25 protein-coding genes are annotated in these 23,045 nt (G+C 69.1%); 5 read left to right on the top strand and 20 right to left on the bottom strand.

Annotated elements, in window-relative coordinates; translation table 11 throughout:
- Positions 1 to 43: 43 nt before the first annotated feature.
- Positions 44 to 787 (top strand): EF-hand domain-containing protein, encoded by a 744-nt coding sequence (locus KL771_RS25680; protein WP_261971358.1) that lies wholly within the window; start codon positions 44 to 46, stop codon positions 785 to 787.
- A gap of 115 nt (positions 788 to 902) precedes the next feature.
- Here the strand turns inward: KL771_RS25680 and trpS are convergent, their stop codons facing one another.
- The 8 genes from trpS to KL771_RS25640 form a co-directional block, all read right to left on the bottom strand.
- On the bottom strand, positions 903 to 1,964 hold the full coding sequence (gene trpS, locus KL771_RS25675) for a tryptophan--tRNA ligase (protein WP_261971357.1): 1,062 nt from the start codon (positions 1,962 to 1,964) through the stop codon (positions 903 to 905).
- A gap of 205 nt (positions 1,965 to 2,169) precedes the next feature.
- Positions 2,170 to 3,735 carry a murein biosynthesis integral membrane protein MurJ gene (murJ, locus tag KL771_RS25670; protein WP_261971356.1) on the bottom strand — a complete coding sequence of 522 codons (1,566 nt, stop codon included), beginning with the start codon at positions 3,733 to 3,735 and terminating at the stop codon, positions 2,170 to 2,172.
- A 67-nt stretch (positions 3,736 to 3,802) separates the two neighbouring features.
- Complete coding sequence (locus KL771_RS25665) at positions 3,803 to 4,126, bottom strand: MoaD/ThiS family protein (protein ID WP_261971355.1); 324 nt, start codon at positions 4,124 to 4,126, stop codon at positions 3,803 to 3,805.
- Positions 4,123 to 5,205, bottom strand: coding sequence for a WD40/YVTN/BNR-like repeat-containing protein (locus tag KL771_RS25660; protein ID WP_261971354.1), 1,083 nt, complete (start codon positions 5,203 to 5,205; stop codon positions 4,123 to 4,125). Before KL771_RS25660 ends, KL771_RS25665 begins: the two co-directional genes overlap by 4 nt.
- Before the next feature lie 11 nt (positions 5,206 to 5,216).
- Positions 5,217 to 5,633: a VOC family protein gene (locus KL771_RS25655; RefSeq protein WP_261971353.1), complete on the bottom strand. Its 417-nt coding sequence runs from the start codon at positions 5,631 to 5,633 to the stop codon at positions 5,217 to 5,219.
- A 64-nt stretch (positions 5,634 to 5,697) separates the two neighbouring features.
- Positions 5,698 to 6,201, bottom strand: a complete 504-nt coding sequence (locus KL771_RS25650) for an SRPBCC family protein (protein WP_261971352.1) — start codon at positions 6,199 to 6,201, stop codon at positions 5,698 to 5,700.
- Positions 6,202 to 6,268: 67 nt separating this feature from the next.
- Entirely contained in the window at positions 6,269 to 7,522 is a 1,254-nt protein-coding gene (locus KL771_RS25645; protein ID WP_261971351.1) for an RNA polymerase sigma factor, read from the bottom strand.
- Entirely contained in the window at positions 7,519 to 7,890 is a 372-nt protein-coding gene (locus KL771_RS25640) for a YciI family protein (RefSeq protein WP_261971350.1), read from the bottom strand. Before KL771_RS25640 ends, KL771_RS25645 begins: the two co-directional genes overlap by 4 nt.
- Positions 7,891 to 8,154: 264 nt before the next feature.
- Between KL771_RS25640 and KL771_RS25635 the strand changes: the two genes are divergently transcribed.
- Both KL771_RS25635 and KL771_RS25630 read left to right on the top strand, forming a co-directional pair.
- The gene (locus KL771_RS25635; protein WP_261971349.1) at positions 8,155 to 8,604 is read left to right on the top strand and encodes a PilZ domain-containing protein; all 450 of its coding nucleotides are present in this window, start codon (positions 8,155 to 8,157) and stop codon (positions 8,602 to 8,604) included.
- Between the two features lie 179 nt (positions 8,605 to 8,783).
- The gene (locus KL771_RS25630; RefSeq protein WP_261971348.1) at positions 8,784 to 9,182 is read left to right on the top strand and encodes a flagellar basal body rod protein FlgC; all 399 of its coding nucleotides are present in this window, start codon (positions 8,784 to 8,786) and stop codon (positions 9,180 to 9,182) included.
- 32 nt (positions 9,183 to 9,214) lie between these two features.
- On the opposite strand, the gene KL771_RS25625 is transcribed toward KL771_RS25630, so the two are convergent.
- The 4 genes from KL771_RS25625 to KL771_RS25610 all read right to left on the bottom strand — a co-directional run bounded on the left by KL771_RS25625 (position 9,215) and on the right by KL771_RS25610 (position 14,020).
- Positions 9,215 to 9,466: a sulfur globule protein precursor gene (locus tag KL771_RS25625; protein WP_315901527.1), complete on the bottom strand. Its 252-nt coding sequence runs from the start codon at positions 9,464 to 9,466 to the stop codon at positions 9,215 to 9,217.
- Positions 9,467 to 9,674: 208 nt separating this feature from the next.
- Positions 9,675 to 11,171 (bottom strand): CoA-acylating methylmalonate-semialdehyde dehydrogenase, encoded by a 1,497-nt coding sequence (locus tag KL771_RS25620; protein WP_261971347.1) that lies wholly within the window; start codon positions 11,169 to 11,171, stop codon positions 9,675 to 9,677.
- A gap of 146 nt (positions 11,172 to 11,317) precedes the next feature.
- Complete coding sequence (gene preA, locus KL771_RS25615; protein ID WP_261971346.1) at positions 11,318 to 12,652, bottom strand: NAD-dependent dihydropyrimidine dehydrogenase subunit PreA; 1,335 nt, start codon at positions 12,650 to 12,652, stop codon at positions 11,318 to 11,320.
- Positions 12,653 to 12,667: 15 nt separating this feature from the next.
- Complete coding sequence (locus tag KL771_RS25610; protein WP_261971345.1) at positions 12,668 to 14,020, bottom strand: NAD(P)-dependent oxidoreductase; 1,353 nt, start codon at positions 14,018 to 14,020, stop codon at positions 12,668 to 12,670.
- Positions 14,021 to 14,305: 285 nt separating this feature from the next.
- Between KL771_RS25610 and KL771_RS25605 the strand changes: the two genes are divergently transcribed.
- Together KL771_RS25605 and KL771_RS25600 are read left to right on the top strand one after the other, a co-directional pair.
- Complete coding sequence (locus tag KL771_RS25605; protein WP_261971344.1) at positions 14,306 to 14,677, top strand: VOC family protein; 372 nt, start codon at positions 14,306 to 14,308, stop codon at positions 14,675 to 14,677.
- A complete protein-coding gene (locus KL771_RS25600) occupies positions 14,674 to 15,126 on the top strand; it encodes an EVE domain-containing protein (RefSeq protein WP_261971343.1) in 453 nt (150 codons plus the stop codon). The genes KL771_RS25605 and KL771_RS25600 overlap by 4 nt, the downstream gene beginning before the upstream one ends.
- A 40-nt stretch (positions 15,127 to 15,166) precedes the next feature.
- Here the strand turns inward: KL771_RS25600 and KL771_RS25595 are convergent, their stop codons facing one another.
- The 8 genes from KL771_RS25595 to KL771_RS25560 form a co-directional block, all read right to left on the bottom strand.
- The gene (locus KL771_RS25595; RefSeq protein ID WP_261971342.1) at positions 15,167 to 16,432 is read right to left on the bottom strand and encodes a sensor domain-containing phosphodiesterase; all 1,266 of its coding nucleotides are present in this window, start codon (positions 16,430 to 16,432) and stop codon (positions 15,167 to 15,169) included.
- A gap of 134 nt (positions 16,433 to 16,566) precedes the next feature.
- Complete coding sequence (locus KL771_RS25590; RefSeq protein WP_261971341.1) at positions 16,567 to 18,081, bottom strand: AMP-binding protein; 1,515 nt, start codon at positions 18,079 to 18,081, stop codon at positions 16,567 to 16,569.
- 23 nt (positions 18,082 to 18,104) lie between these two features.
- On the bottom strand, positions 18,105 to 18,437 hold the full coding sequence (locus KL771_RS25585; RefSeq protein ID WP_261971340.1) for a cupin domain-containing protein: 333 nt from the start codon (positions 18,435 to 18,437) through the stop codon (positions 18,105 to 18,107).
- Between the two features lie 23 nt (positions 18,438 to 18,460).
- Entirely contained in the window at positions 18,461 to 19,339 is an 879-nt protein-coding gene (locus tag KL771_RS25580; protein ID WP_261971339.1) for a branched-chain amino acid ABC transporter permease, read from the bottom strand.
- A 10-nt stretch (positions 19,340 to 19,349) separates the two neighbouring features.
- On the bottom strand, positions 19,350 to 20,105 hold the full coding sequence (locus KL771_RS25575; protein WP_261971338.1) for an ABC transporter ATP-binding protein: 756 nt from the start codon (positions 20,103 to 20,105) through the stop codon (positions 19,350 to 19,352).
- Positions 20,102 to 21,130 (bottom strand): branched-chain amino acid ABC transporter permease, encoded by a 1,029-nt coding sequence (locus tag KL771_RS25570; RefSeq protein ID WP_261971337.1) that lies wholly within the window; start codon positions 21,128 to 21,130, stop codon positions 20,102 to 20,104. The genes KL771_RS25575 and KL771_RS25570 overlap by 4 nt, the downstream gene beginning before the upstream one ends.
- Positions 21,099 to 21,821 (bottom strand): ABC transporter ATP-binding protein, encoded by a 723-nt coding sequence (locus tag KL771_RS25565; protein ID WP_261971379.1) that lies wholly within the window; start codon positions 21,819 to 21,821, stop codon positions 21,099 to 21,101. Before KL771_RS25565 ends, KL771_RS25570 begins: the two co-directional genes overlap by 32 nt.
- Positions 21,821 to 22,969 (bottom strand): ABC transporter substrate-binding protein, encoded by a 1,149-nt coding sequence (locus KL771_RS25560; RefSeq protein WP_261971336.1) that lies wholly within the window; start codon positions 22,967 to 22,969, stop codon positions 21,821 to 21,823. The genes KL771_RS25565 and KL771_RS25560 overlap by 1 nt, the downstream gene beginning before the upstream one ends.
- Positions 22,970 to 23,045 lie beyond the last annotated feature (76 nt).

The raw sequence follows: 23,045 nt of genomic DNA, 5'->3' as shown, positions 1-23,045 counted from the left end.
TCGGGACGCCGTCTCGTTACGGCATCGCGCAAGGGGGATTCCCATGACATCGATCGGCGGCATTGGCGGTTTCGCACCGCCGCCCATGATGCGCGGCGGCAAGGAACCGCCGAGCTTCGACAGTCTCGATTCCGACAAGAGCGGCGGCATTTCGCTCGACGAGTTCAAGACCGCCGGCCCCGGCGGCGGCCAGGACGCCAAGGCCAACGCCATGGCCGAGAAGATGTTCGCCGCCATGGACACGGACAGCGACGGCTCGGTCAGCGAGGACGAGAAGTCGACATTCGATTCCAAGATGCAGGATCGGATGCAGTCCATGCAGATCATGGCGCAGATCGCCGGGCAGGGCGGCCCCGAGGCCTTTGCCGATGCGGTCGTGTCGAGCGCCGACACCGACGGCGACGGCGCCATGTCGGCGGACGAGTTCTCCGCCGCGGCCGCCTCGGCCGGGATCGATTCCGGGTCGAGCGAACTGGTCACCAAGCTGTTTGAGGCGATGGACGCCGACGGCAGCGGCAGCGTCGACACCGACGAGGCCGAGAGCTTCGTCGAGGATCTGGCGAGCCAGGGCCCTGGCGGTCCCGGCGGCGCCGGCGGCCCCCCGCCCGGCCCGCCTCCGGGTCCGCCCCCGGGCGGCATGGCCGACGGCAGCGGTTCGGACTCGTCGTCGAGCCAGTCCGACGCCATCGCCAAGCTGTTCGAGATTGCGTCCGCCGCCTATGCGTCGACCGCCTCGAACAGCGCGAATTCGACCGCGTCGAGCCTGCTGTCGAGCCTCGCCGCCTGACGCGGTCGCCCGTCGGTTCGGCCGGTTTGCTCTGGCCGATACCACCCGGACGCAAAGAGAAAGCCGGCCGCAGCCTTCGGGCTTCGGCCGGCTTCGTGCACTCGCTCGCGTCCGTTCAGCGGATGAAGCCGACGATGTCCTTGACCTCGTCCATGATCGGTGCCGCGATCGCCGCGGCGCGCTCGGCGCCGGCCTTGAGGACGCCGTCGATATAGCCCGGATCGGCCACCAGCCGCTTCATTTCGCCGCCGACCGGAGCCAGCCGCTCGACCGCCAGATCGGTCAGCGCCTGCTTGAAGGCGGAGAACTGGCTGCCGCCGAAATCCTGCAGCACGGCCGCGACCGGCTTGCCGGCGAGCCCGGCGAAGATGCCGACCAGGTTCTCGGCTTCGGGGCGGCCTTCGAGGCCCTTGGCTTCGCTCGGAATGGCGTCGGCGTCGGTCTTCGCCTTGCGCAGCTTCTGCGCGATGGTGTCGGCGTCGTCGGTCAGGTTGAGCCGGCTATATTCCGAAGGGTCGGACTTCGACATCTTCTTGGTGCCGTCGCGCAGGCTCATGATGCGCGCGGCCTGGGGCTGGATCAGCGGTTCCGGCGCCGGGAAGAAGCCGCCGGCCTCGCCCCGTCCGAGGCCGAGTTCGGCGATGCGCGGGCCGAAGTCGTTGTTGAACTTCTGCGCGATGTCGCGCGTCAGCTCCAGATGCTGCTTCTGGTCCTCGCCGACCGGGACATGGGTCGCCTTGTAGACCAGGATGTCGGCGGCCATCAGGTTCGGATAGGCGTAGAGCCCCGTCGAGGCGTTCTCGCGGTCCTTGCCGGCCTTGTCCTTGAACTGGGTCATGCGGTTCAGCCAGCCGAGCCGCGCCACGCAGTTGAACACCCAGGCGAGTTCGGCATGGGCCGAGACGCGGCTCTGGTTGAAGACGATCTGCTTCACCGGATCGATGCCGGCCGCAATGAAGGCGGCCGTCACCTCCCGGATCTGCGCCGGCAGATCCGGCTGCACCAGGGTCGCGGTGATCGCGTGCATGTCGACGACGCAATAGATGCAGTCATGCGACTTCTGCAGCGCGACGAAATTGACGATCGCGCCGAGATAGTTGCCGAGATGCAGATTGCCGGTCGGCTGGACGCCCGAGAAGACGAGGGGCTTGAAGGGCTTGATCGCGGCGTCGGTCATGGCGTTGTCCTGATTGGCGGCTCGCATGTGCCCCATTGCGGCCGCAAGAGCAAGAGGTTGTGGCGGCGCAGGGTTGGGCGGCGGGTCTGTTGGCTCGATCGAGCCGGATGGCTCCCATCCGTCTCGTGAATCCGAGCCACTGATTTTCCGATTGCGTGGTCCGTTCAATCCGACATTGCGGGTCGCAAATGGCGGATACCGACCACTAGGTGGGGCGCCGGCGCATCTGGCGGAGGATGCGGCCGAGATCGACGGCTCCGGTCGCCTGCGCGACGCCGAAGAACAGCGCCAGCCCGAGCGCGATCAGGCTTCCGAGCGCGCCGGCCTTGACCGGAAGGCCGTTCTCGGCCCCGGTCCAGACGCCGACCGGGTCGACCAGCAGATAGAGCACCATCCCCATCACGGCTGCGCTGGCGGCGATGCGCGGCAGACGGCTCTCCAGCTCCCAGTCGGCCCGCCAATGGCCGCGCCGCACCGTGATGAGCCAGAGCAGCCCGGCATTGACCCAGCCGGCCACCGACGTGGCGATCGCGACGGCGACGAAGTCGATCAGCGGGAACAGGGCGAGTGCCAGCGCGATGTTGACCGCCACCGTCACCATCCCGATCCACATCGGCGTCGCGGTATCCTCGCGGGCGAAGAAGCCCGGCGCGAAGACCTTGACCAGCACGAAGGCCGGCAGGCCGAACGCATAGGCGGCGAGCGCAGAGGCCGTCTTCATCGTGTCCTGCGGCCCGAAGGCGCCGCGTTCGAACAGGACCTCCACGATCGGTCCGGCCAGGATCGCCAGTGCCACGGCCGACGGCAGGGTCAGCACGGCGGCGAATTCGATGCTGCGGTTCTGTGCCGCCAAGGCCAGATCCTCGCGGTCGGCTCGCACCTGGCGGGCGATCTCGGGCAGCAGCACGACGCCGATCGCGGCTCCGACGATGCCGAGCGGCAGCTGATAGACCCGGTCCGCATAGTAGAGATAGGAGACCGACCCGGCCGAGAGCGATGCGATGATGGTGCCGACCACAAGGTTGATCTGGGTAATGCCGCCTGCGATGACACCGGGCGTGCCGAGCCGCGCGAGGCGGCGGATCGCGGCCGTCAGACGCGGCCGGACGATCGGGAACCCGATGCCGGCGCGGCGCACGCCCCAGACCAGCGCGGCGCATTGCGCCAGTCCGGCGACCGCGACGCCGATCGACAGGATCGTGCCGGCGAGCGGGGTGCGCTCGGCGCCACTGATGCGGATGGCGAACAGGAAGGCGATCAGGACGAGATTGAGCAGCGCCGGCACGAAGGCGGCGAACAGAAACAGACGATGCGCGTTGAGCACCCCGGACAGCATGGCGCCGACCGAGATCAGCGCCAGATAGGGGAAACAGATCCGTGTCATCAGGACGGCCAGGTCGAACTTGGCCGGATCGGCCGCGAAGCCCGGCGCGAGCAGAAAGACCAGGGCCGGCGCGAAGGCGACGGCGAGCCCGGTGACGAGCGCCAGGAGGACCAGCAGCGCCGACAGCGCCTCGCTGGCGAAGCGGCTGGCCGCCTCCGGTCCGTCGGCCTCCAGCGCACGGCTGTAGAGCGGGATGAAGGCGGTGTTGAACGCGCCCTCCGCGAAGAAGCGGCGGAACAGGTTGGGCAGGCGGAAGGCGACGAAGAAGGCGTCGGCCGCCGGTCCGGTGCCGAGCGCCGCCGCGATCATGGTGTCGCGCAGGAAGCCGAGGATGCGGCTGACCATGGTGGCCGCGCCGACGCCGAGGAAGTTGCGAAACAGCGTCATTCCCCCGACCCGGCCCGGCACGATTCCAGGCTCTTATAGCCGAGCGTCGCCGGGCTGTCGCGTCCGCTCAACCACCGCTGATCGCCGTCAGGATGAAGATGTCCGCGCCCGGCCGGATCGGCGTCGCGAGCGACGCCCGCGCCCCGTCGACGAAGACGTTCATGTGCCGGCGGATCGCCGGACTTTCGTCGCAGATGCGGGCGGCCATGCCGGGATGGCGGGCGTCCAGAGCCGCGACGAGGTCCGCAACGGTGCCGACGCCCTCGATCGTCAGGAGCGCCGCAGCGCCGGGGAAGAGATTGACGAGCAGCGGCGACAGGCGGACCAGGGCCGGGGGTGCCCCGCCCGCACCGCCGGCGCGTTCCCCTGCCGCCGGGCCGTCCTCCGTCATGCCGCGATCACCATGGTCTCGACCGAGGCGATCACCGGCAGGTTCTCGGCAATCCGGGACCAGCTCGCGCCCTCGTCGAGGCTCGCATAGAGGGATCCGGAATTGGTCCCGAAATAGAGGCCGGGACGGTCGTGCCGGTCGGTCGCCATGGCCTGGCGCAGGACGTTGAAATAGGCGCCCGCCTGCGGCAGGCCGGCGCGGCCGTCGGCCCAGGTCCGGCCGGCGTCGGCGCTGCGCCAGACCGCCGCGCGTGCGTCGGGCATGAAGCGGCCGGCGATGTCGCCGTTGAGCGGGATCAGGAACACCCGGTCCGGATCGCGCGGATGAGCGGCGGCCGGAAAGCCGAAGCTCGACGGCAGGCCCTGTTCGATCGAGACCCAGTTCTCGCCGCCGTCGTCCGACCGGTACATGCCGCAATGGTTCTGCTGGTAGAGCCGGTCCGGCCGGCCCGCCGCCATGACGATCGAATGGACGCATTGCCCGGTCTCGGGGTAGCGCTGATCCTCCGGCATGTAGTCGCAGCGCACGCCGCGATTGCGCGGCGTGAAGCTGGTCCCCCCGTCGCGCGTCTCGAACACGCCCGCCGACGAGATGGCGACCCAGTAGCGCTCCGGATCGTCGGGATGCAGCAGCACGTGATGCAGGATCAGGCCGCCGCCGCCGGGCATCCAGTGCGGCCGGGAGGGATGCGCGCTGAGACCCTTCACCTCCTCGAAGCTCTCACCGCCGTCGGCGCTGGCGAAGACGCCGGCGGGCTCGACGCCGGCATAGACCCGGCCATGGCCGACGGCGAGGCTCCAGGCCGATTTCACAGGTGTCGACCCCTCCGGATAGGCGAGGCCGCGGCTCGAATGGCTCCAGCTGCGGCCGAGATCGGACGACTTCCAGATCGCCGGCCCGAACCATTCGTTGCCGCCGGCCGCCCAGATGACGCCCGTTTCGGCATCGCCGACGACATGGTTGATCGGCCACATCTCGCAGAATGGCCCGTGCACCGTCCAATCCCGACGCTCGGCATCGGATTCGAGCAGGAAGGCCCCCTTCCGGGTGCCCAGCAGCAGCAGCGTTTTGGTTGCCATGGCGCCCTCCCTCATGGGTTCGCGATGATGATCCAGCCGACGCCGAACTTGTCGGCGACCATGCCGAAGCGCGGCGAGAAGAAGGTCTGCCCGATCGGCATCCGGACCTCGCCGTCCGCCGCCAGGGCCTCGAACAGGCGGTCGGCCTCCGCGGGCGTGTCGACCATGATGGTCAGCGAGAAGCCGTCGAAGCCGCCCTGGCGGCCGCTGCACATGCCGTCGGAGACCATCACGTCGGTCGATCCGATCCGGATGCGCCCGTGCATCACCTTGTCCTCGGTGCCGGCGGGCATCACGCCGGGCGGTGGCGGGTCGGGCGCGTCGCGGAAGCGCATCAGGTCGAGCCGTTCGGCACCCAGCTTCGCCTCGTAGTAGTCGATCGCCTCCTCGCAGCGGCCTTCGAAGAAGAGATAGGGTGCGACTTGCATCGGCGTTCCTCCATGTCGTTCGGCCCGTTGGGGACCGGGTTCTGATGTCGGTTCCAGTTCCGGTTCAGGCACCGCCGCGGGCGATCCGCTCGGCCAGCGCGGCGAGGCGGTCGGCGCTGCGGCCCCAGCCGTCATGGAAGCCCATGGCGGCGTGCTCGTCGCGCTTGGCGGCGCTCCAATGGCGACCGCGCGCGGTGTAGCGGGTGCGTCCGGCGCCCAGATCGTCGAGCGTGGTGATCGAGATCGTGAAGGGATCGGGTTTCGGCACCCAGCCGGCCCTGAAGGCATCGGTGAAGACGATCCGCTCCGGCGCGCTCACCTCAAGGAACACGCCCTCGAAGGGATATTCCTGCCCGTCCGGCAGGCGCGAGACGACGTGGAAGCGGCCGCCGGGCCGGAGGTCCATCTCGACCGCCGGAACCGTCATGCCGCCCGGCCCCCACCACTCTTCGATGCGCGCCGGATCGGTCCAGAGCCGGAAGATCAGGTCGCGCGGCGCGGCGATCTCGCGCGTCACGCTGAGCTCGAAGCCGGTGGGGTCGGGCAGGTCTGCGGTAAGAAGGCTCATCAATATCTCCGATGAGAATGCGACCCCAGGACGCTGACCGGCGACCGGTTCCGACAGCGGCGCGCGATTATTTTTCCGAATGGGCCGTCTCGGCGAGCAACTGGTCGAGCTTCGAACGGATATGGGCCGCCTCATTGGCGTTGCGGGCCAGCGCGATGGCGCGGCCGAAGGCGGTTTGGGCTTCCGCATTGCGGCCGAGTTCCATCAGGAATGTGCCGCGCGTGCCGTGGAAGTAGAAGTAGCCGCCCAGTTCGGCCTCCAGCGGGGCGATCAGCTCCAGGGCGGCGGCCGGGCCGCGGCAGCGTGCCACCGCGACGGCGCGGTTCAGGCGGACGACCGGCGACGGCTCGAACCGTTCGAGCGCCCCGTAGAGGAGTTCGATCTCGGCCCAGTCGGTCGCCTCGACCGAAGGCGCACGGGCATGCAGGGCCGCGATGGCGGCCTGGATCTGGTAGGGACCGGGGCGGCGATGGCGCAGCGCCTTGTCGAGCAGCGCCAGCCCTTCCGCGATCAGGCTGCGGTTCCAGCGGCTGCGGTCCTGCGCGTCGAGCGGGACCGGCCGGCCGTCGGCGTCGGCGCGCGCGGCCGCGCGGGCATGGCCAAGCATCATGACGGCGGCGAGGCCCATGATCTCCGGCTCCGAGGGGAACAGGCGGATCAGGAGGCGGATCAGCCGGATCGCCTCCTCGGCGAGGACCCGGCCTTCGGGTTCGGCGGCGGTCGTGTAGCCCTCGTTATAGAGCAGGTAGAGCATCGCCGCGACGGCGGCCAGCCGCTCCGTGCGCTCGATCGCGCTCGGCGCCTCGAAGGCGACGCCCGAGCGGGCGATGCGCGCCTTGGCGCGCGTGATGCGCTGCTCCATGGCGCTCTCGCCGACCAGGAAGGCCCGGGCGATCTGGCGCACGGAGAGCCCGGACACGACGCGCAGCGCCAGCGCGACCTGATGTTCGGCCGGCAGATCCGGATGGCAGCAGACGAACAGCAGGCGCAGGATGTCGTCGCGATAGTCGGCCTCGTCGATCTGCCGCACCACGGCGGCCTCGGCATCGTCGAGATCGGACAGCTGGTCCTCGTCGGGCAGGCTCGACAGGCGGCGCGATCGGCGCAGGGCGTCGACGGCTACATTGCGGCCGACGAAGATCAGCCAGGCGGTCGGATCGCGCGGCGCCCCTTTCTCCGGCCAGGTCCTGAGCGCGCGCAGACAGGCCTCCTGGAAGGCCTCCTCGGCAAGGTCGAGGTCGCGGAAATGCCGCAGCAATGCGGCGATCGCCTTGGGCCGCGCCGCGGTCAGCGCGCTTTCGACCGGGTCCGGAGAGGTCACGGCGCGACGGCTCCCGGCCGGAAGATGGAGATCGGCCGGATCTCGTAGGCGCCGCCCGGATTGGCGCGGGCGAGGTCGCGGGCGACCGTCAGCGCACCGTCGAGATCGTCGCAGTCGACGACATAGAAACCGAGCAGCTGCTCCTTGGTCTCGGCGAAGGGGCCGTCCAGGACCAGCGGCGGATCGCTGTCCTTGCGCAGCGTGGTGGCCGATGTGGTCGGCAGCAGGCGGACGACCGGGCCGAGCCGGCCGTCGCGCGCCAGCTGTTCGTGGACCACGGCCAGCCGGCCGAGGACCGCGTCGTCCTCCTCCTGGGTCCAGCTGCAGACGATCTGTTCGGAATGGTAGCAGAGAATGGCGTAGTACATCGCGTGTTCACCTCTACGCTTCGGCCCATGCCGAGGACGGATGGGACTCCCGCCGGCCGACAGGCCCGACGAAAAGCCGGCGGTGCCTGTCGCACCGGCCCAACTTCATTCTCGGTTAACGAGACCATTCGGGAAAACACCGAAAATCCGAACAGGGAAGGTTTCGTTAGGCACCTTGGACCATGCTGCCCTCCTGACGCGCAATGCGTTTCGGCTCCCATTGGCGTGTAGCTCAGACGGGACATCAGCGGGATCGCGAAGGCCATGTCGGCGGAGAACAGGAAATACCCGCGACGCCGGGTATTGAAGAGCGGGGTGGTGATCTTCAACAATCGCCACTCGACGATGGATTGCACCGTCCGGAATTTGTCCGAGGGCGGCGCGCTGCTCGTCTTCGCCCGGCCGCCGACGCTTCCCGAGCGGTTTTCCCTGCGTTTCGAGGACGGCAGCGAATTCCCGTGCCGCAAGGCGTGGCAATCCGCCATGTCGATCGGCGTCGCCTTCCTGAATGTCGAGGCCGCCCCGCCGCCATCGGCGGCCCCGCCGGCCCAGGCCGCAGAGCCCAGGCGGGAGCCGGTCGAGGTCAGGATCGGCGGGACGGTGGTCTATGCGACCGGGCCGGACGGCAGTGCCGCACCGCCCCTCGACGCGGAACGCAAGGCTCAGGTCATGAAGGCGCTCGCCGATGCGCTCGCCCAGATCGGCGCGGCCTGATCCCCGGGGCAGGGATCGTCGATCCGGGCACGGCGCGCGAGGTCGGCAGGCGCGATGCGACGGATGTTCACCGGCCGGCCGGCAAGGTGACGTTGAATTCGTTCGAATTGATTCGAATTCGGCAAGGGACCCGCAACGCGATCCTGGCAGGCTCACGCTGGGTCAAGGAGTCCCGTCCCATGTCGCTCGCCGCGATCTCGATCGCCCTGTCCGGTGCCAACGCGGCCGTCCGCCGCCTGGAAAACTCGGCCGCCAACGTCGCCAACGTGTCGACGACCGGGACTGTCCCGGACGGCACCGGCGCCTCGACGGCCTATCAACCGATGGTGGTCAGCCAACAGTCGGTCCCGGGTGGCGGCGTGACCACGACCCTGGTACCGCAGCGGCCCGGCTTCGCCCTGCGCTACGATCCGACCTCCCCGGATGCCGATCCGCGCGGCATGGTCGGCGCCCCGGATATCGATCTGGCAACCGAAGCGGTCACGCAGTTGACCGCCCGGTTGGACTACCGGGCGGCCCTGAAGGTGATGCAGGTGGCGGACGAGATGTTGCAGAGTACGCTCGACCTCACGTCGTAGCCGTGCCTGCCGTCATCCCTGTCGATTGCGCCTCAATACCAGGGGCAGACCAGCTTGTTCTTCCAGACCGGTCCCCAGGGCGTGTGGATCAGCTTCGGCTTGTAGAAGCAGCCGCCATAGCCGCCACCCCAGTGGCCGTGATGATGATTGTGGCCGAACTTCACCACGACTCCGCCATGGTGATGCTTGTGGCCGGCCTGGGCCGGGGCGGTGGCGGCGACGGTGCCGCCAGCGATCGTGGCGGTGGCGACGAGGGCCAGGAGGGTCTTGCGCAGGATGGTCATGGGCGTCTCTCTCGTTTGAAGGGTCGATACCGACCGTATGACGAGAAGCTGACATGAGCGTCCTGAACCTGGCTTGAGCCGGCCGTTCATCGGGCCGGCAGAAACGTTGTGTACTGCCGGTCTTCCGCGTTCGTTCGCCTTCAATTCTCATAAATTCAAATAACAGAATTCATGGGGACAAAAGGGGAGAACGTCCCCTCATCCGCGATCACTTCAGGCTCGGGAAGTTGAACTCCGCGCCGGAGCGGATGCCGGTCGGCCAGCGCGAGGTGACGGTCTTCAGGCGCGTGTAGAAGCGCACGCCCTCCATGCCGTAGATCGAATGGTCGCCGAACAGCGAGCGCTTCCAGCCGCCGAAGGAATGGTAGGCGACCGGCACCGGGATCGGCACGTTGACGCCGACCATGCCGACCTCGATCTGATCGGCGAAGGCGCGCGCGGCATCGCCGTCGCGGGTGAAGATGGCGGTGCCGTTGCCGTATTCGTGGGCCTGGATCAGCCCGACCGCCTCGTCGAAGGAACCGGTGCGCACGACCGACAGGACCGGGCCGAAGATCTCCTCGCGGTAGATGGTCATGTCCGGGCGGACGCGGTCGAACAGCGTGCCGCCGACGAAATAGCCGTTCTCGTAGCCCTGCAGGCGGAAGCCGCGGCCGTCGACGACGAGATCGGCGCCCTCGGCGACACCCTTGTCGATATAGCCGAGCACCTTGCGCTGGTGCTGCTCGGTGACCAGCGGACCCATCTCGGCGTCCGGGTCGCTGGCCGGGCCGATCTTCAGCGCCCGGACGCGCGGGGCGAGCGCCTCGATCAGCGCGTTGGCGGTGCGCTCGCCGACCGGGACGGCGACCGAGACGGCCATGCAGCGTTCCCCGGCCGAGCCGTAGCCGGCCCCCATCAGCGCGTCGGCGGCCTTGTCGATGTCGGCATCCGGCAGGATGACCATGTGGTTCTTGGCGCCGCCGAGGGCCTGGACGCGTTTGCCCTTCGCGGTGCCGCGCGCATAGACATATTCGGCGATCGGGGTCGAGCCGACGAAGCTGACCGCCTTCACGTCCGGATGGTCGAGCAGCGCGTCGACCGCCTCCTTGTCGCCGTGCACGACATTCAGCACGCCGTCCGGGAAGCCGGCCTCGCGGAACAGGTCCCAGACCAGCATCGGCGCCGAGGGATCGCGTTCCGACGGCTTCAGCACGAAGGTGTTCCCGCAGGCGATCGCGATCGGATACATCCAGAGCGGCACCATGGCCGGGAAGTTGAACGGCGTGATGCCGGCGACGACGCCGAGCGGCGCGCGATCCGACCAGCTGTCGACATCCGGGCCGACATTGCGGCTGTACTCGCCCTTCAGGAGGTGCGGGATGCCGCAGGCGAAGTCGACCACCTCGATGCCGCGCGCGACCTCGCCGAGCGCGTCCGCATGCGTCTTGCCATGCTCCTTCGAGATGGCGCGGGCGATGTCGGCGACATGCCGGTCGAGCAGTTCCTTGAACTTGAACATGTGCCGGACGCGCTTCAAGGGCGGCGTGCGGCCCCATTCGGGCGCGGCGCTCTTGGCGGCCGCGACCGCGGCGTCGACCTCCGCGCGGGTCGACAGCGGCAGGAGGCCGGTCTGCTCGCCGGTCGCCGGATCGAAGACCGGCGCGGTGCGGGCGGATGCGGAGGTGACACGGCCGGCGCCGATCGCATTCTGAAGGGTCAGCATGGGCGTTTCCCGAAAGGAGGCTTCTTTGCGGAGAGGGCGGCGGTCGATGCCGCCGCCCTTGAGTGTTCCGACGATCGCGATGTCCGACCGCGCCCTGGGGCGGCCTCACCCGACCCTCGCGCGCGATCGCGCTCACCCGGTCCCGTTCACTCGGCCGGTTCAAGCACGGCCGGCCCGCGCGGGTTCCGGGCCATCGGATTGTTGGGATGTTCGAGCCAGGTGCGGTGCCCGCCGACCGGCAATCCGGTGCGCTTGTCGATCGCGCCGGCCTGGAGCGGTTCCATCGTGATGCACTGGTCGACCGGGCAGACGACAGCGCAGAGATTGCAGCCGACGCATTCCTCTTCCATCACCTCGAAATGCCGCTGGCCGTCCTTCTCCTTCATGATCGCCTGGTGCGAGGTATCCTCGCAGGCGATATGGCAGCGACCGCACTGGATGCATAGATCCTGGTCGATCTTCGCCTTGACGGCATAGTCGAGATTGAGATGCTGCCAGTCGGTCAGTTTCGGCACGGCCGCGCCGACGAAGTCGTCGACCGAGCTGTAGCCCTTCGCATCCATCCAGTCGGACAGGCCGGTGATCATCTCCTGGACGATCTTGAAGCCGTAGGTCATGGCGGCGGTGCAGACCTGCACGGTGCCGGCGCCGAGCGTCATGAACTCGGCCGCATCCTTCCAGGTCTCGATGCCGCCGATGGCCGAAATGGGCAGGCCGTGGGTCTCCGGGTTGCGGGCGATCTCGCTGACCATGTTCATCGCGATTGGCTTCACAGCCGGGCCGCAATAGCCGCCATGGGTGGCCATGCCGTCGGTCGACGGCCAGGGCGTCAGGGTGTCGAGATCGACGCCCATCACCGAGTTGATGGTGTTGATCAGCGACACCGCGTCCGCCCCGCCGCGCTTGGCGGCTTCGGCCGGCTTGCGGATGTCGGAGATGTTCGGCGTCAGCTTGACGATCACCGGCATCCGGCTGTGCTGCTTGCACCAGCGCGTGACCATCTCGACATATTCGGGCACCTGCCCGACCGCCGCCCCCATGCCGCGCTCCGACATGCCATGCGGGCAGCCGAAATTGAGCTCGATGCCGTCGGCCTCGGTCTCCTCGACCCGCTTCAGGATCGCCTTCCAGCTCTCCTCCGTGCACGGGACCATCAGCGAGACGATCAGCGCGCGATCCGGCCAGTCGCGCTTGACCTCCTTGATCTCGCGCAGGTTCACCTCGAGCGGCCGGTCGGTGATCAGCTCGATATTGTTGAAGCCGAAGACGCGCCGGTCCTGCGAATGGATCGCGCCGTAGCGCGGACCCGAGACGTTGACGATCGGCGGCCCGTCCTCGCCGAGCGTCTTCCAGACGACGCCGCCCCAGCCGGCCTTGTAGGCGCGGACGACGTTGTAGGCCTTGTCGGTCGGCGGCGCGGAGGCGAGCCAGAACGGATTGGGCGACTTGACGCCGCAGAAGCGGACACTGAGATCAGCCATGGTCTCCTCCCTCGCTCACGCCACGCGCGCCATGCCGGCCCGCAGCGCGCGATCGATCGCGATCGCCGCCTGCTTGCCGTCTTCCACCGCCGCCACGGTCAGGTCCTCGCCGCCGGCGACGCAATCGCCGCCCGCCCAGACCGCGCCGAGTGAGGTCCGCCGCTCGGTATCGACCTTGATCCGGCCGCCCTCCATGGCGATCAGGCCGGCGCCGAGATCGCCGGCCAGGAAGGTCTGGCCGATGGCCCGGAACAGCTGGTCGCAGGCGATCTCCAGGCTCTCGCCGGTGCCGACGAGCCGGCCGTCGCGCTCTTCCACATAGTCGAAGACGATCCCGGCGAGCCGGCCGTCGGTCGCCAGCAGGCGGGCCGGCCGCAGCCAGTGGCGGATCAGAACGCCGTCGGTCTGCGCCACCATCTGCTCGTAGTCGCTGGCATTCATCTGATCAGTGCCGCGCCGGTAGACGATGGTCACCTCCTCGGCACCCAGGCGCTTGGCCTGCGAGGCGATGTCGATCGCCGTCATGCCGCCGCCGATCACCACCACCCGGCGGCCGATCGGCAGGGTCGAGAGGTCTTCAGTCTGGCGCAGTTCAGCGATGGTGGCGACCGCATCCTCGACGCCGGCGATGTCGTCGCCGAGGCCGAGCGCGTTGACGCCGCCGAGGCCGAGGCCGAGGAAGACGGCGTCGAAGCGGTCGGTCAGTTCGGCGAGCGTGAAGTCGCGGCCGAGCCGCTTGCCGGTCTCCACCGTGATGCCGCCGACGCCGAGGATGTAGTCGACCTCGGCGGCCGCGAAGCCGTCGGTCGCCTTGTAGGCGGCGATGCCATATTCGTTGAGCCCGCCGGCCTTGTCGCGCGCCTCGTAGACGGTGACCTCATGGCCGAGCACGGCCAGCCGATGCGCGCAGGCGAGCCCGGCCGGGCCGGCGCCGACCACGGCGACATGCCGGCCGGTCGGGGCGCCGCGGCGGAACAGCTGGCGGCCGGTCGCGAACAGGCTGTCGGTGGCGAAGCGCTGCAACAGGCCGATCTCGACCGGCTTGCCCTCGGCCGCCTCGCGCACGCAGGCCTCCTCGCACAAGGTCTCGGTCGGGCAGACCCGGGCGCACATGCCGCCCATGATGTTGGAATCCAGAATGGTCCGCGCCGCGCCGAGCGGATTGCCGGTGGCGATCTGGCGCACGAACAGGGGGATGTCGATCGAGGTCGGGCAGGCCGTGACGCAGGGCGCCTCGTAGCAGAACAGGCAGCGCTCGGCCGCCACGCGCGCCTCGAACCGGTCGAGCGGGTGATGCAGATCGGCGAAATTCTCCGCCAGCTCCTCGGGCGTCAGGCGCCCGCTCCTGATGTCCGGCAATGCGCTCATCCGAGGTCCTCCCACCCGCCCGGGGGCCGTATTGGCGGTCTGCGACCGCTTTGATGGTCTGCGACCGATTTACCGGTCTGGAACCGTTCCAGTTCCAATATTTGACCATCTGATCAAACGTCGGGAAACGTGTCAATCGGCCCCCTGCACAGACAAGCGGCAGGCCGATCGATTGTGCAGTGCGGCATCGGCATGCGCGCCGGCCGGCCGGACTCGCTCCTGACATCTCCTGACAATCCGATCGCCTAGATCCGCCCCGGTTACACCAACACCGGGAGAGCCGTCATGGCCGAATTCACCTTCGTCATCCTCTATGTCGACAACCCGCCGGCCAGCGCCGAATTCTATGCGGACCTGCTCGGCCGGCCGCCGGTCGAGGTCTCGCCGACCTTCGCCATGCTGCCGCTTCGGGAGGGCGTGATGCTCGGCCTCTGGTCGCGCCACACAGTTGAGCCGGCTGCGACCGCAACAGGCGGCGGGGCCGAGGTCGCGTTGGCGGTCGGCAGCTTCGCCGAGGTCGACGCGCTGCATGCCGACTGGAGCGGGCGCGGGCTGGCCATCGCCCAGACGCCGACCCAGATGGATTTCGGCCGCACCTTCGTCGCCCTCGATCCGGACGGCCACCGCGTGCGGGTGATGGCGATGGGTGAGGCATGAGCCGGGCCTTCGTCGCGGTCGCCTCGGCCGAGCATGTCCGCCGGGGACGGGCGGACGGCTTCATGCAGGTCTGCCACGGCAAGGGCGGCCCGCTCCGGCGCATCGATCCGGGCGACCGGGTCGTCTACTATTCGCCGACCGAGACCTTCGGCGGCCGCGACCGGCTGCAGGCCTTCACGGCGATCGGGCGGGTCGTGCCGGGCGCGCCCTACCGCTTCGACATGGGCGGCGGCTTCGTGCCGTTCCGGCGCGATGTCGCCTGGTGGCCGGCGCGGGAGACGCCGATCCGGCCGCTCCTGCCGGTCCTCGCCTTCGCGGCCGACGGCAACTGGGGCTACCGCCTGCGCTTCGGCCTGTTCGAGATCACCGAGACCGACATGGACGTAATCGCGGCCGCGATGGCGGCGGCCGAACCGGCGATCGCGGCCGCGCTGGCCGTTCCGGCTTGAGGGTCGGCCGCTACAAAGTTGGCCGCTACAAAGTCGGGCGCTACAAAGTCGGGGTCGCGGCTGCGCGGAAGGCCTGGAACCATGGGGCGATCGGGCCGGGGCGGCTCATCAGATAGCCCTGGCCGAAGCCGATCTCCATGGCGCGCAGGGTGGCGAGTTCCGCCTCGGTCTCGATGCCCTCTGCCACGATGGCGATCCCGGAGCGGCGGCAATACTGCGTCAAGGCGGCGGCCAGCGACTGCCGGTCCGGGTCGCCGTCGATGCCGCGCACCAGGCTGAGGTCGAGCTTGATGATGTCCGGCCGGAGCAGAAGGATGTGGCGCAGGCTCGAATAGCCGGCGCCGGCATCGTCGATCGCCAGCCGGAGGCCGCGGGCGCGCAGGCCGTCCAGCACCTGGTTGAGGCGCGGATAGTCGAAGACCTGTTCGTGCTCGGTGATCTCGACGACGATGCGGGCGAGGTCGAGCCCGTCCAGGATCGGCGCGAGATCGCGCGCCAGCAGGGCGCGCGGCGACATGTTGAGCGATGCGGTGATCGGGCCGTCCAGCGCCTTCAGTTTCGAAACCGCCGAATCCAGCGCTGCGAATTCGAGCTCCAGCCCGCACCCGGCCTGGACGGCATCGTGGAACCATTCGGCGACCGGCCGGGTCGGCGCGCCCGGAAAGCGCGTCAGGCATTCGATGGCGGCGATCGAGCGGTCTTCCAGACGGTGGATCGGCTGGAACATGGTGTCGAGGCCGCCCTCAGCAATTACGGCCTGGATGGCATCGGCCGTGGCGCGCTGACTGCGCGCGGCGGCGATCTGCTCGTCGATCTGGTTCGCCACCAGGTCCGCGATGGTCGCGAAGAAGGCCAGGTCGCGTTCGTTCAGAGACGGCCGCGGCTCGAAGCTGAAGCAGCAGAAGGTGCCGTAGACGGTGCCGTCGCGCAGCCGGATCGGCACGCTCAGATGGGACCCGATCGGAATCGTGCCGGTTTCCGGGATTGCCAGGGCGGCCGGTTCGTCCTGGGTGTCGGGGATCAGGGTGGGCAGGCGACCCTGGACGACCTTCAGGCAGTAACCCTGCTCCAGGGGGAGGCTCTGCCCGGCCTTGAGTGGCAGCGAGACCGTGTCGGTGTCGACATAGCGGAAGACGCGATTGGGACCGATGAATTCGGTCAGAAAACCGACATTCATTCCCAGATGGCAGCGGATCGCATTCAGGACGCGCTGGATGCTGTCGCACGCCCGGGTCGGATCAACAGCCGCCAGAATGCCGTCGGTGAGGGTCGGCGATTGGCCGCCGGGCACATCGGTTTCGACCATGGCTTTGCCCTGAGCGGGAACCTGTACGAATCGCAGCAGTTCCTATCCCGGGCTCAGGCTAACGCCATACCTTTAAATTTCAATCTACAGAATATGTCGAACGCGCCTCTCGCGTGGCGACACGGGGGTGCGTTTCATTGCGGATCCGACATCTTCCGGTCGAGGGCGCGCAGGTCGGTCTTCAGGATCTTGCCGTAGTTGTTCTTCGGCAGGGCCTCGACGAAGACATAGTGCTTCGGCCGCTTGAAGCGGGCAATGTGGTCGAGGCAGAGCGCGTCGAGCGCCTCCGGGGTTGCCGCCCCCACCGCATAGGCGACGACGATCTCGCCCCATTCGGGATCGGCGCGGCCGATCACCGAGACCTCGGTCAGGCCGGGATGGCGCAGCAGCACCTCCTCGACCTCGCGCGGATAGATGTTGCTGCCGCCGGATATGATCACGTCCTTGGAGCGGTCCTTCAGCGTCAGGAGGCCGTCGGCCGCGAAGGCGCCCTGGTCGCCGGTATGCAGCCAGCCGCCGGCGAGCGTCCTCATCGATGCGTCCGGATTGTCCCAGTAGCCGGACATCACCGTCGGGCCGCGCACCAGCACCTCGCCGGTCTCGCCCACCGGCAGCGGGATGTCCGCCGCATCGGCGACGCGGACCTCGACGATGCCGAAGGGCTGCCCGACGCTCGCCAGCCGCGCCAGCCAGTCCGGGTGGTCCCGGTCGGCGACCATGTCGCGCCGCAGCGTCGAGATGGTCATCGGCGTCTCGCCCTGGCCGTAGATCTGAGCGAGGCACGGCCCGAGCGCGTCCAGCGCCTCGACCGCGTCGGCGGCATACATCGGCCCGCCGCCATAGACGACGGTGCGCAGTGCGGTCGGGTCGCCGGACCCGAGCCCGCCGACCATGCGCTTGACCATGGTCGGGGCTGCGAACAGCGAGACGCGGCGCCAGTGGGCGGCGAGCGCGTAGAGTTCGTCGGGCTCGAAGCCGCCCGATTCGGGAACCACGTTGACGGCGCGCCGCACGACATGGGCCATCATGTAGAGGCCGGAGCCATGGCTCATCGGCGCGGCATGGAGCAGGCGGTCGCCCGGCGCGGTCGGGTCGACCTCGGCCAGATAGGCATGCGTCATGGCCGAGAGATTGCCGTGCGACAGCATCGCGCCCTTCGGCCGGCCGGTGGTGCCGCTGGTATAGAAGAGCCAGGCGAGCGCATCGTCGGCCCGTTCGACGAGGTCGAGCGGTTCGGAAGCACCAAGGCGGGCATGCAGGGCGCCGCCGAGCGGAACGAGGTGCTTCAGCCCCGCCGGCGCGGTCGCGGCGACCGCGCCTTCCAGGCTTGCCGACACGAAGGCGACCGCGGCGCCGGAATTCTCCAGTGCATAGGCGAATTCGTGCGGGTGCAGCTTGGCATTGACCGGGACGGCGGCCGCACCGGCCCACCAGACGGCGTGCAGGGCGGCGACATAGTCGGGCTCGTTCTTGGCGATGATCGCGACGCGGTCGCCCGGCCGGACGCCGAGCCCGTTGAGGCCGCCGGCCAGCCGCGCCGTTGCCTCGGCCAGCTGCCCGTAGGTCGCCACCGCACGCGTGCCGTGGCCGACCGCCGGCAGCGACGGATCGGAGCGTCCCGCGCCGGCGAGCCATCCCGCAATGTTCATCGCCCGAGCCCTCCCGTGGCCGTTCAGTAATATTCCGGCCGGGCCGGGGTGAAGACGTCGAAATTCAGCACCGGCTCGTCGCCGACGACCTCGCCCCAGTGGACGACGTTGGGCGGGATGACCAGCAGCCCGCCCGGACCGACCAGATGCTCCTCGTCGCCGACGAAGAAGCGGATCGTGCCCGACAGGATATAGGCGATCTGCTCGTTGGGATGGGAATGCGGCTTCGGCTCGTGGCCGGGCATCAGCCGGTGCAGCGTGACGGTGGCACCGTCGCCGCCGAAGGCCTTGCGGTCGACGCCGGGGCGCACCGGGGTCCAGGGGAGGGCGTTCCAATCGATCGAACGGGCCGGCATGGGCGTCTCCTACGACAGAAGGGTCACTTGGCGGCGCCGAAGATGCCGGCGGGCCGCACGAACAGGAACAGGAGCAGGACCGACAGGGCGGCGGCGCTCTTCAGGCCGGCGCCGAGCCATAGGATCGCGATCGACTGCACGAGGCCGAGCGCCAGCCCGCCGACGAAGGCGCCGAAGGGCCGGCCGAAGCCGCCGATGATCGCGGCGATGAAGCCTGAGATCGCGAAGGGCACGCCGACATTGAAGGCGGTGTACTGGGTCGGCGTCAGCAGGATGCCGGCGACCGCCCCGAGCCCCGCCGACAGCGCGAAGGCGAGCGCCAGCATGGTCGAGACCGGGATCGCCTGCAGCAGGGCCGCCTCCCGGTCGATCGCGCAGGCCCGCATCGCCTTGCCGGTCAGCGTCACCTTGAAGAACAGCGCCAGCGCCCCCACGATCACCAGCGACCCGGCGATGATGAACAGAGACTGGAAATTGATCGCGACGCGCCCGAGCATGATCGGCGGCCAGTCCAGGAACACCGGCAGGGTCTTGGGCTGGTCGTCGACGAGCAGGAAAGTCAGCCGCTCGATCACGATCTGGGCGGCGAGCGTGGCCAGGATCATGACGAAGACGGGCGCCTTGCGCATCCACAGAGGCCGCACGACCAGCCGTTCGAGCACCACGCCGACCGCCGCCACGGCGATCACGGCGAGGAGCGCGGCGAGCCCGTAGGGCAGGTGATAGCGCACCAGCAGGACATGGGTGATCATGCCGCCGAGCATCACGAAGGCGCCCTGGGCAAAATTGACGATGCCGCTGGCGTTGTAGATGACGCAGAAGCCGATGCCGATCAGTCCGTAGACGCAACCGATGCCGAGGCCGGAAACGAGGCTTTGCAGGACGAGGTCCGCTTGGGTCACCGCTCTCTCCTCAGCCCAGATAGGCGGCGATGACCGCCGGATTGGCCTTGACCTCGGCCGGAGCGCCCTGGGCGATCTTGCGGCCGAAATCGATGACGACCACGTCGTCGGCGGTGTTCATGACCAACGTCATGTCGTGCTCGATCAACAGCACCGACGTCCCGGAGGCGGCGATCTTGCGGATCACCTCGGAGAGCCGGGCGCTCTCCTCGGCATTGAGGCCGGCGGCCGGCTCGTCGAGCAGCAGCAGCTTCGGCTCGGCGGCGAGCGCGCGGGCGACCTCGAGCAGCCGCTGGCGGCCGTAGCTGAGGGTCGCGGCCTTGCGGTCGGCGACCGCGCCGAGCCCGACCAGGTCGAGCAATTCGCGCGCGCGGGTGGTGATGCCGGCCTCCATGCGCCGTACCGACGGCGGCCGGAACACCGCCGACAGGAAGCCGCCATGCGTCTTCAGATGGGTGCCGACGGCGACATTCTCGGCCGCGGTCAGATCGGAGAACAGCTTGACCAGCTGGAAGGTGCGCACCAGTCCGCGCGCCGCTTTGGCCTCGGGCGGCAGGCGGGTCACGTCCTCGCCCTCGAAGACGATGCGGCCGGCCGTCGGCGGCTGCGCGCCGGAGATCAGGTTGAACAGCGTGGTCTTGCCGGCGCCGTTCGGGCCGATGATCGCGGTGACGCCGCGATCGGGCACGACGAAGCTGACATCGTCCACGGCGGTCAGGCCGCCATAGCGCTTGGTCGCGCCCTCGACGCTGAGACGGACGGTCATGACGCCTTCCTTCCGGCGGCCAGGTCGATCAGGCCGGCCATGCCGCGCGGGGCATAGATGAGAAGCAGGATCAGCGCCGCGCCGTAGCCGAGATCCTGGTAGTCGCGGAAGCCGCGGAAGGTCTCCGGCAGGAGCGAGATGACCAGGGCGCCGATGATCGGCCCGACCACGGTGCCGAGCCCGCCGACATAGAGCATCGTGAAGGCCAGGATGACCATGTGCAGCCCGAACACCTCGGGGCTGACATAGCCGACCACATGCACGAACAGGCTGCCGGCAAGCGAGGCGAAGCCGGCGGAAAGCAGGAAGGAGGCAAGCTTGTAGCGCGCCACGTCGATGCCGAGCGCGCGCGCCGCCTCCTCGCTGCCGGCCACCGCCGCCAGCGCCCGGCCGAAGCGCGACCGGCGCATGCGGGCGACCACGAAGGCGCCGAGGAGCACGGTGGCCGTCAGAACCGCCAGGATCTGCCGGTCGCCGGTTGCCTCGAAACGGCCGATGCCGAGCGACGGGATGCCGGAAATGCCGAGATAGCCCTGGGTCACGCTCTCCCACTGCACGGCGATCTCGTAGACGATCAGGCCGATCGCGAGCGTCCCCATCGAGAGATAGTGGCCCTTGAGGCGCAGCGTCGGCCAGCCGATCAGGCCGGCGAGCGCGAGGCTGCCGGCAAGGCCGGCCGCGAAGGCAGCGAGCGGGGGCCACTCATAGGTCGTCGTCAGGACCGCGGAGGTGTAGCCGCCGATCGCCGCGAAGGCGTTGTGGCCGAACGAGACCTGGGCGGTGAAGCCCATGAAGATGTTCAGCCCCGTGACGAAGACCGCATAGATCAGCGCGAAGGCGACGATGGTGGCGAGATAGCCGCCGAGATAGCCGGCCGCGCCGACCAGGCCGGCCGCGACCAGCCAGGGCAGCGCGCCGAGCACCAGGGCGAGCGCCGAGCGGGCCCGGGTCGGTTCCGCTTCGGCCTCCGGCGCGGGGCCCGGCGAGCCGGCGTCAGGCGAAATAGTAGCGGGCGAGTTCGTCATGCGACTTCACCTGATCGGGGGAGATCACCGCGACGGTGCGGCCGAGCGAAAGGAGATGGACGCGCACCGCCAGTTCCAGCGCCAGAGGCGCCTTCTGCTCGACCAGCACGACGGAGAGGCCGGACTGGTTGAGCCGTCGCAGCGTTTCCAGGATCTCCGCGGTGACGCGCGGCGCGAGGCCGAGCGAGGGTTCGTCGAGCAGCAGCACCTTCGGGTCGGCCATCAGCGCGCGGCCGATGGCGACCATCTGCTGCTCGCCGCCCGACATCGACCCGGCCGTCTGGCCGAGCCGTTCCGAGAGGCGCGGGAACAGCTCGAAGGTGCGCGCGAGCCGCCGCTCGACCTCCCGCCGGTCGCGGACCCGGTAGGCGCCGAGCCGTAGGTTCTCGGCGACCGTCATGGGTCCGAAGATGCCGCGGCCCTCCGGCACCAGCACGATGCCGGCCGAGGCGACCGCGACCGGATCGGCCCGCGGCAGCACCACACCCTCCGAGCGGACCTCGCCGGCATTGGCGACGAGGCCCAGGATGGCGCGCAGGAGCGTCGACTTGCCGGCACCGTTGGGGCCGAGGATCGCGACGAGTTCGCCGCGATCGACGGTCAGGTCGGTCGGCTCCAGGGCGCGGACATGGCCGTAGCGGGCCGTCAGTCCGCGGACCTGGAGCAGCGGCGCGTGCGGGTCGGGCGCCATCACTTCACGATTTTGATCTTGCCGCCGGCAATGGTGGCGATCACGAAGGGGTTTTTGGTGATGCCCTGGTGCTGCTCGGGGCCGAAATCATAGGTGCCGGTGGTGCCCTGCCAGCCGGTGATGGTCTCGATGGCGTCGCGCACCGCCGGGCCGGAGGCCGACTTGCCCTTCTCGATCGCCGCCACCGCGAGCATCACGCCGTCCCAGCCGCGCGAGGCCCAGTTCGGGTCGCGATCGGCGAACTTCGCCCGCCACGGCACCAGGAACTTGCCGATCTCGGTCTTCAGCGCGCCGTCGGGCAGGGTCTCGAAGACCTGCGACGGCGAGGCGACGAAGAAGAACTGCTCGCCAAGCACCTCGGAGACCGGGCGGAACACGGCGAGATCCTCGAGCGAGGTCAGGAGCAGCATCTTGGAGCCGAGCTGCTTCAGGTTCTTGGCGGCGGTCAGCGTGGTGCCGCCGAGGCCGATCTTCAGCACCGCGCCGGCGCCGGCGGCCTGCATCTTGCCGAGCTGCACGGACAGATCCGCGTCGTCCTGCTTGTAGGCTTCGACGGCGACGACCTCGATGCCGTATTTGGCCGCGACCTTCTCGGCGACACCCTTCTGCAGGAGCGCGTAGGGGGTCGGATCGTGCAGCACGCCGACCTTGCGGATGTCGGTCTGGTCTTTCAGGTATTCGAAGCGCTTCTCGACCTCGAAGCCGGCTGGCGGCAGGGTCGAGAAGGCCCATTTCACCTGCGCGGGCTGCTGCGGCAGGATCGAGCACAGCATCATCGGGATCTCGGCCTTCACCACCATCGGGGCGGCGGCGAAGTTGCCGGCCGAGACGCAGCCGGAGATGAAGATGTCGACCTGGTCGGACGAGATCATCTTGCGGTAGACCGTGACGGCCTCCTGCGGCTCGGAGCGATTGTCCTCGACGACCACCTCGAGCTTGCGGCCGAGCACGCCGCCGCGCGCATTGACGGCCTCGGCGGCGATCTGGACGCCGTCGCGCCAGGCGCGATCGACGGTCGCCGCATAGCCGGTCAGGCCGGCCGAGATGCCGATCTTGTAGACGCCGTCGGCGGCCGCAGCCGGGCTCGCCAGCCCGGCCGAGAGAAGCACCGCCGCCAGGGCGGTCTTGATCTGGTCTCTGGTATCCATTGCCGTTTCCTCCGTGGATGTTCTTGGGGATTCTCGACGATCGCGACCGGGGCGGCATTCTGCGGCCGCCCTCGAT

This window comes from Prosthecodimorpha staleyi (genome assembly GCF_018729455.1).
GTDB lineage: Bacteria > Pseudomonadota > Alphaproteobacteria > Rhizobiales > Ancalomicrobiaceae > Prosthecodimorpha > Prosthecodimorpha staleyi.
The sequence above is the reverse complement of the archived record's forward strand: the minus strand, read 5'-3'. Positions and strand labels throughout refer to the sequence as shown.

Bases quoted from the DNA above. Each gene is read 5' to 3' on its own strand.
- preA (WP_261971346.1), bottom strand. From the start codon at position 12,652: ATGGCTGATCTCAGTGTCCGCTTCTGCGGCGTCAAGTCGCCCAATCCG.
- KL771_RS25585 (WP_261971340.1), bottom strand. From the start codon at position 18,437: ATGCCGGCCCGTTCGATCGATTGGAACGCCCTCCCCTGGACCCCGGTG.
- KL771_RS25660 (WP_261971354.1), bottom strand. From the start codon at position 5,205: ATGGCAACCAAAACGCTGCTGCTGCTGGGCACCCGGAAGGGGGCCTTC.
- KL771_RS25635 (WP_261971349.1), top strand. From the start codon at position 8,155: ATGTCGGCGGAGAACAGGAAATACCCGCGACGCCGGGTATTGAAGAGC.
- KL771_RS25595 (WP_261971342.1), bottom strand. From the start codon at position 16,432: ATGGTCGAAACCGATGTGCCCGGCGGCCAATCGCCGACCCTCACCGAC.
- murJ (WP_261971356.1), bottom strand. From the start codon at position 3,735: ATGACGCTGTTTCGCAACTTCCTCGGCGTCGGCGCGGCCACCATGGTC.
- KL771_RS25590 (WP_261971341.1), bottom strand. From the start codon at position 18,081: ATGAACATTGCGGGATGGCTCGCCGGCGCGGGACGCTCCGATCCGTCG.
- KL771_RS25560 (WP_261971336.1), bottom strand. From the start codon at position 22,969: ATGGATACCAGAGACCAGATCAAGACCGCCCTGGCGGCGGTGCTTCTC.
- KL771_RS25665 (WP_261971355.1), bottom strand. From the start codon at position 4,126: ATGACGGAGGACGGCCCGGCGGCAGGGGAACGCGCCGGCGGTGCGGGC.
- KL771_RS25575 (WP_261971338.1), bottom strand. From the start codon at position 20,105: ATGACCGTCCGTCTCAGCGTCGAGGGCGCGACCAAGCGCTATGGCGGC.
- KL771_RS25640 (WP_261971350.1), bottom strand. From the start codon at position 7,890: ATGTACTACGCCATTCTCTGCTACCATTCCGAACAGATCGTCTGCAGC.
- KL771_RS25600 (WP_261971343.1), top strand. From the start codon at position 14,674: ATGAGCCGGGCCTTCGTCGCGGTCGCCTCGGCCGAGCATGTCCGCCGG.
- KL771_RS25570 (WP_261971337.1), bottom strand. From the start codon at position 21,130: ATGACGAACTCGCCCGCTACTATTTCGCCTGACGCCGGCTCGCCGGGC.
- trpS (WP_261971357.1), bottom strand. From the start codon at position 1,964: ATGACCGACGCCGCGATCAAGCCCTTCAAGCCCCTCGTCTTCTCGGGC.
- KL771_RS25610 (WP_261971345.1), bottom strand. From the start codon at position 14,020: ATGAGCGCATTGCCGGACATCAGGAGCGGGCGCCTGACGCCCGAGGAG.
- KL771_RS25625 (WP_315901527.1), bottom strand. From the start codon at position 9,466: ATGACCATCCTGCGCAAGACCCTCCTGGCCCTCGTCGCCACCGCCACG.
- KL771_RS25680 (WP_261971358.1), top strand. From the start codon at position 44: ATGACATCGATCGGCGGCATTGGCGGTTTCGCACCGCCGCCCATGATG.
- KL771_RS25630 (WP_261971348.1), top strand. From the start codon at position 8,784: ATGTCGCTCGCCGCGATCTCGATCGCCCTGTCCGGTGCCAACGCGGCC.
- KL771_RS25650 (WP_261971352.1), bottom strand. From the start codon at position 6,201: ATGAGCCTTCTTACCGCAGACCTGCCCGACCCCACCGGCTTCGAGCTC.
- KL771_RS25620 (WP_261971347.1), bottom strand. From the start codon at position 11,171: ATGCTGACCCTTCAGAATGCGATCGGCGCCGGCCGTGTCACCTCCGCA.
- KL771_RS25605 (WP_261971344.1), top strand. From the start codon at position 14,306: ATGGCCGAATTCACCTTCGTCATCCTCTATGTCGACAACCCGCCGGCC.
- KL771_RS25565 (WP_261971379.1), bottom strand. From the start codon at position 21,821: ATGGCGCCCGACCCGCACGCGCCGCTGCTCCAGGTCCGCGGACTGACG.
- KL771_RS25655 (WP_261971353.1), bottom strand. From the start codon at position 5,633: ATGCAAGTCGCACCCTATCTCTTCTTCGAAGGCCGCTGCGAGGAGGCG.